The sequence below is a fragment of the Luteibacter sp. P4_D7_3 genome (genome assembly GCF_056401735.1).
Window position 1 is genome coordinate 1 of sequence record NZ_JBFUIT010000245.1, and the last position, 6338, is coordinate 6338.

The following is a 6338-nucleotide window of genomic DNA, read 5'->3' on the forward strand; positions in this document are numbered from 1 at the left end:
GCTTTGCCTTGCCCAGCTCGGGCATGGCGTCCTTGACCTGCGCGATCATCGGCGACGTCGCCGCGAGGTCGGCCAGCTTTTTCAGGACGATTTCGTCCTTGATATAGGTGGTGTTACTGACGATCGTACCGTTCGGCTCGACGATCAGGATCTGGCTGTGCACCTTGCCTTCCATGTCGGCGACGAGACGATTGAAGAAGCCCAGCGTGACATCCACCGTGGAGACGCCGAAGATCTCGTCGCCCTGGTAGATGGCCATGGCGCAATTCGTGCGCGGCTGCGCACTGGCGGCGTCCTTATAGGCGTCCGCCCAGAGGCAATGTCCGCGCGGCGCGGTCAGGCCGTTCTTGTACCAGCTCTGCTCCCAGTACTTCAGGGCATCGGGCTGGTTCCAGTGGGTGTTGACGACAAGCTTGCCGGTGGCGGCGTCGCGCGCAAAGAACGTGCTGTCACGCTCCTTCGTGGCCTCGCGCTTGAACGGCAACGGCCAGATGCCGCCGCCGAACACGTCCTGGTCACCGTACTGGTCGACGAGACCAGGCTGCAGCCGGTCGATCGAAGCGCTGTCCATCAGCGCCACGCTCTGCGTGATGCTGCGCTGCTGCGCCTCGACCTGGTGCAGCTTGTTGGTGATGACAAGACCAATCTCGTCCACGTTGCGACCGACCCGTTCGGCCTCGCTGCGACGTAGATCGGGCGTCACGAATAGCCGGACCACAACGAAGGTCAGGACGACGAGCGCAAGAAAATACGCCAGGACGAAGGCGGTATACCTTGCCTGGGTGGAACGAAAAAGATTCACGAAGAGGGCCGGATCGGGTATGTGGAACACCCATTTCGGCGCGCCGTCGCGTTTCTTTAGGTCGAAAGCACCTAGCCGAGAGCGCCGTCGACCATCGCCTGGGCCTCTTCAAGCACCTTGGCCAGATGTTCCTTGCCACGGAAGCTCTCGCCGTAGACCTTGTAGATGTCCTCGGTTCCTGACGGCCGGGCCGCAAACCAGGCCTGATCCGACATGACCTTGATGCCGCCGATCGCCTGCCCGTTGGCCTGGTTCACGATCGCGACGATGGGATCGCCTGCCAGCGTCTTCGAGGTGACCTGCTCGGGGGCCAGCTTCGACAGGCGGCTCTTCTGGGCATGGGTGGCGGGCGCATCGATACGCGCGTTGGCGGGATCGCCCAGCGTGTCGGTGATCTGGCGGTATATCAAGCCGGGATCGCGCCCCAGCTTCGCCGTCATTTCACCCGCCAACAGTGCCGCGGCGATGCCGTCCTTGTCGGTCGACCAGGCCGCGGCGTTTCGAGTCAGGAACGAGGCACCCGCGCTTTCTTCGCAGCCAAAGCCCAGGCTGCCGTCGTAGAGGCCCGAAACGAAATACTTGAAGCCCACGGGCACCTCGAGCAACGGCCGGCTCAGATGCTTCGCGATGCGATCGAGCAGCCCCGTGCTCACGGCGGTCTTGCCCACGGCGGCATCATCGCGCCAGCCCGGACGGTTCTGGAACAGGTACCACGCCGCGGTGGCGAGGTAGCTGTTCGCTTGCATGAGCCCTGCGCTGGGTGCGACGACACCGTGGCGGTCGTGGTCGGTGTCACAGGCGAAGGCGACGTCGAACTTGTCCTTGAGCCCGATGAGGCGCTGCATGGCGTACGACGACGACGGATCCATGCGAACGCGTCCGTCCCAGTCCAGCGACATGAAGGAGAACGTGGGGTCGACCACGTCACTGACGACCGTGAGATCCAGCCCGTAGCGCTCGCCGATCATCCCCCAGTAGTGCACACCGGCGCCGCCGAGTGGATCCACACCCATGCGAACGCCGCTGCCGCGGATCACCTCGAGGTCGAGCACGTCGCCCAGGTCTTCTACGTAGCGCTCGCGGAAATCGTACTCGCGCGTCGTGGCGGCCTGCCGCGCCTGTGCGAACGTAAAGCGCTTCACGTCGCGAATATCGCCCTCGATCAGCACGTTCGCACGCGCAGCGATCCATGAGGTGGCATCGGTGTCCGCGGGACCGCCATGGGGAGGGTTGTATTTGATGCCGCCGCTTTCGGGCGGGTTATGTGACGGCGTGATCACGATGCCATCGGCCTTGCCGCGGTCGCGCCCATGATTGAACGCAAGAATGGCATGCGACACGGCAGGCGTCGGCGTGAACTCGCCGGCCGTCGACACAAGCGCCTGGACGCCGTTCGCGGCAAGCACCTCGAGGGTGCTCTCGTAGGCGGGCCCGGACAGCGCGTGGGTGTCGATGCCGACAAAGAGAGGACCGTCGATACCCGCCTGCGCCCGGTACTCGCAGATAGCCTGCACCACGGCCCAGACGTGCCACTCGTTGAACGAGCGATCGAAGGAGGAACCTCGGTGACCGGACGTGCCGAACACCACGCGCTGCTCGGGGACCGAAGGGTCCGGCCGCAGATCGTGGTAGGCGGCAAGGAGCGCAGCGATGTCGACCGACGGAACTTCTGTCGCGGGCTTGCCCGCGAACGGACTGATCTTGGCGCTCACCGATGCTATCTCCTTGGACGGTGCCCACGCGGCACCTCGACTCGCCATTGTAGGCCGCGACATGTGATGGGTTGTCAACGTTTTCAGAATTCTTCCATGGTCCGGGCGTTGTCCTGCCGCTATCGTCACGGCGGTCCCTCGCCCAAGCGTCTTAGAGTCGCAACCGATCGATGTACTCGAAGATCTCCGCGTCCGTCTCGAGTCCGAGCTTGCGCATCGCATTGGTCTTCTGCTGGCTGATGGTCGACAGGCCCCGCCCGGTTTCCCGGGCGATGTCCGTCACGCTGTTGCCGCCGGCGAACAGGCGAAGGATGGTCAACTCTCGTGGTGACAGGTCTGCCAGGGTTCCCGACTTTCCCATCGGCGTGCCCGGCGGTGCACCGAGTAACGCCCGTACCGATGATCCGAGGTAGACATGGTTCGACACGATCTCCACCAGCGCCTCCGGAATTTCCCGTGCATCGCCGGATTTGCCGATCAAGCCGCGTACACCCGTCGCAAGGATTTCGCGGTAAAGCGCCGGGTTGGCCAGCGTCGTGATGACCATCACCGGCATCTCGGGAAAGCGCGCGCGCACGTCGGCGAGCAGCGCCAGGCCGTCGCGACCCGGCGCGGGCATGCTGAAGTCGGTGATCAGTGCATCGCAAGCCACTTCACCAAGCAGCGCGAGCAGTTCGTCGGGCGATTGCGCTTCGCCGACAATGGTCGCGAGACCGTCTTTTGCCAACGCCAGGCTGAGGCCTTTAAGCACGACGGGGTGATCGTCGGCCAGGATAACGCGGTACACCATGAGTGATCCTTTCCCGATGTGCGGTCCCTACCGTGGCAAGCGTTTCCGGGGCGCCACCTACGGGGCGCGAAGTTGAGCACATCGCACCCGCGTACGCCAAGCTCGCGACACGCATTCGCGTGCCTCTTGCGACGACTCGGACGCCTTGTTTCCCGATTCCGTCGGCACCGCGCGATCGATGACCTGCCCGCGCTACTCGCCCACCTCGGTCGTCGCTATGCCCCCCTGGCCCGCGCCCGCCAAACGACACTGGAACTGGACGTGGACCCTGCCGTGGCGCCCGATCTGACGGGTGCGATGGATGAACTGGGAGGCGTCGTCGGTTACCTGCTGGAGCGTGCGATCGATGTCGCCGCAGGTGGCTACGCCGCCCTGCAAGTCGACCTCGTGGGCGAGACACGGACCAGCCAGACGGTGCATCTCACCGTCGCCGATGATGGCGAAGCCACGACGGCCAGCGATCCGAAATTCCTCATACCCGCCGCCACCCTCGCGCACCTTGGCGGTCGGCTCCAGATCGAGTCGGGCGCCGACTTCGGTACGCGCGTCATCGTCGAAATAACCTTTTCGATGCCACGACGCGTGCCGGACGTCGACATCGAGGCGCTCAGGTGCACCCTCGGAGGCCAGGCGGCACTGGCCGAAGTGATCGCGTCGCTGGACCATGCGCTTAGCCGCGACCTCGCCGATCTCGACGGCCTGCTGGCGAAGGCTGGCAGCGACCATCTCCAGGCCTGGCTACATCGCGTGGCGGGCGTGCTCGGTATGGCCGAAGCCAGCGGCCTGGCCCAGGTCGGGTTGCTGCTGGAGCGTGATCTCGCCACCGGCCGCCACGAAGCGATCGACCGTTCGGTCCGTGACTTCGGCGATGACGCCGCGGCCATCCTGGACCTGCTACGCGAACACCGCGACAGCGATCGGCTATAGTCTCACGGCCGTGAATACCCTGCCCGCCCACGAGACCGACGACCCGCTTCGCGCGTTCCTGCAGACGTACTCGCGCCTGTTCGTCGTCACGGGCGCGGGCATCAGCACGGACTCCGGCATTCCCGATTACCGCGATGTCCAGGGCGCCTGGAAACGCAGCCCGCCGATGACCCTGCAGATGTTCATGAGCGGTCCGCCCGCGCGGGCACGGTACTGGGCGCGGGGCATGATCGGCTGGCGTCACTTCGGCAGCGTGCAGCCGAACGTGGCCCATCGAGCCCTTGCCGCCATGGAGCACAGCGGGCGCATCGAGCTGTTGCTCACGCAGAATGTCGACGGCCTGCATGAGGCCGCCGGGAGCATCAACGTCGTGGATCTGCACGGGCGACTCGACCGCGTGCGCTGCATGCAATGCGGGGATATCACCCGTCGCGACACCATGCAGTCACGACTTGAAGCCGCCAACCCAACGTGGCTGGACCTTCATGCCACCATCRCACCCGACGGCGACGCCGATCTCGACGGGGTGGACTTCTCCCACTTCGAGATTCCCGCATGCACGGTGTGCGGCGGGATCCTCAAGCCGGATGTCGTGTACTTCGGCGAGAACGTGCCGCGCGCACGTGTCGACACCGCGTGGGCTCATCTGGGCCGGGCAGATGCCATGCTCGTGGTGGGCTCATCGCTGATGGTCTATTCGGGTTATCGCTTCGTGCTCGAAGCCTCCCGGCGCGGGCTACCCATCGCGTCGGTCAACCTCGGTGTGACACGCGCCGATGCACTGCTGACGCTGAAGATCGAGCAATCCTGTGCGGAAGCGCTCGCGCCTTACGCTTAGCGTCGCGCACGAAAGAACTGGCGCAGCATGTCGCTGGCGGCCCCGGCTTCCAGACCGCCCTGTACGTCCACCCGGTGGTTGTGCCGATCGGAAACCAGCGTATCGAACACACTGCCCGCCGCGCCTGTCTTGGGGTCTGTTGCCCCGAACACGACACGGCCGACGCGGGCATGCACCATGGCCATGGCACACATGGCGCAAGGCTCCAGCGTCACATACAGCGTGGACCCCGGAAAACGATAGTTCGACACCGCCTGCCCCGCCGCTCGCAAGGCCTGGATCTCCGCATGCGCGGTCGGATCGTTGAGCGTGATATTCCGGTTCCAGCCTTCGCCGACCGCCACGCCATCCATGACCAGCACGGCTCCCACGGGCACCTCACCTTCGGCGTCGCGCGCGTGCTCGGCCAGCGCGAGTGCGCGCGCCATCCACGCACGGTCGGCGTCGGTGAAGGAGTCGGTCGGAGCCGGCAGGATGTCGGGGATGATGGACAAACGATGTTTCCGTTGAAAGCGTGATTATCTCACGCGCCCTGGCGTTGCACGATCCGCCAGAGACGCTCGGCGAACGCTGCCGCGTGTTCGGGCGGCACATTGGTGACACCCAGAAGCAATCCGCTTCGCGACTCAACCCCACCCGCGTACCAGGGGGACACCGGAATCGGTGAAAGATATTCGGCCAGTGCGTCGCGGGCCACGCTGACATCGTCCATACCCTCGGGCAAACGGATGTGGATCGCGAGGCCAGCGGGCTCATGATCGATCCCCAACCCGTTCAACGCCGTCACCAGGGCATCCCGCCGCTCGGCATAGGCACGCTTCATACGGCGCAGGTGACGCAGGTAATGGCCGTCGCGCATGTACGCCTCCAGCGCCAGCTGGACGGAAGGGGGCGGCGCGGGATCCAGCGTGCCCACCACCTCGGTCACCTGACCGACCAGATCGAGCGGCACGACCAGATAGCCCACCCGTAGCGCGGGCGACATCGTCTTGCTGAAGGTGCCGATATGGACGACCCGCCTGGCGTCCATCGATGCCAGTGCGGGTGCGGCACGCCGGGCCAGTTGGAGCTCGCCGAGGTAGTCGTCCTCGACAATCCAGCGGTCGCCCGCGTGAGCCCAGTCCAGCAGGGCATGCCGTCGATCCAGGGAAAGCGTCACGCCCAGCGGGGCCTGCTGACCTGGCGTGACCAGGGCCACGCGCGCATCCGGGGCGCGTGCCATGCCAGCGGCCACGTCCAGGCCCTCGCCGTCCACAGGCACCGGCACGC

Annotated in this window: 7 protein-coding genes; 2 read left to right on the plus strand and 5 right to left on the minus strand. The window is 65.5% G+C overall.

Going from position 1 to position 6338, the window contains the following annotated elements:
- From AC1DSN_RS16940 to AC1DSN_RS16950, 3 genes are all read right to left on the minus strand, one after another.
- Positions 1-802 (minus strand): cache domain-containing protein (locus tag AC1DSN_RS16940; RefSeq protein ID WP_477331811.1); only part of this gene is annotated, 802 nt, incomplete at its 3' end.
- 71 nt (positions 803-873) lie between these two features.
- Positions 874-2514, minus strand: coding sequence for a phosphoglucomutase (alpha-D-glucose-1,6-bisphosphate-dependent) (pgm, locus tag AC1DSN_RS16945; RefSeq protein ID WP_477331813.1), 1641 nt, complete (start codon positions 2512-2514; stop codon positions 874-876).
- Positions 2515-2665: 151 nt separating this feature from the next.
- Positions 2666-3304: a response regulator gene (locus tag AC1DSN_RS16950; protein WP_063573082.1), complete on the minus strand. Its 639-nt coding sequence runs from the start codon at positions 3302-3304 to the stop codon at positions 2666-2668.
- 126 nt (positions 3305-3430) lie between these two features.
- Here AC1DSN_RS16950 and AC1DSN_RS16955 point away from each other — a divergent pair, with 126 nt between their 5' ends.
- Together AC1DSN_RS16955 and AC1DSN_RS16960 are read left to right on the plus strand one after the other, a co-directional pair.
- Positions 3431-4231, plus strand: a complete 801-nt coding sequence (locus AC1DSN_RS16955; protein ID WP_477331815.1) for a hypothetical protein — start codon at positions 3431-3433, stop codon at positions 4229-4231.
- Positions 4232-4241: 10 nt separating this feature from the next.
- On the plus strand, positions 4242-5069 hold the full coding sequence (locus AC1DSN_RS16960) for an NAD-dependent protein deacetylase (RefSeq protein WP_477331817.1): 828 nt from the start codon (positions 4242-4244) through the stop codon (positions 5067-5069).
- On the opposite strand, the gene tadA is transcribed toward AC1DSN_RS16960, so the two are convergent.
- Both tadA and AC1DSN_RS16970 read right to left on the minus strand, forming a co-directional pair.
- Positions 5066-5554, minus strand: coding sequence for a tRNA adenosine(34) deaminase TadA (tadA, locus tag AC1DSN_RS16965; protein ID WP_477297634.1), 489 nt, complete (start codon positions 5552-5554; stop codon positions 5066-5068). The two genes, AC1DSN_RS16960 and tadA, sit on opposite strands and share 4 nt — an antisense overlap.
- Positions 5555-5592: 38 nt before the next feature.
- Positions 5593-6338: aminotransferase-like domain-containing protein (locus tag AC1DSN_RS16970; RefSeq protein WP_477331819.1), on the minus strand; the 746-nt coding region annotated here is incomplete at its 5' end.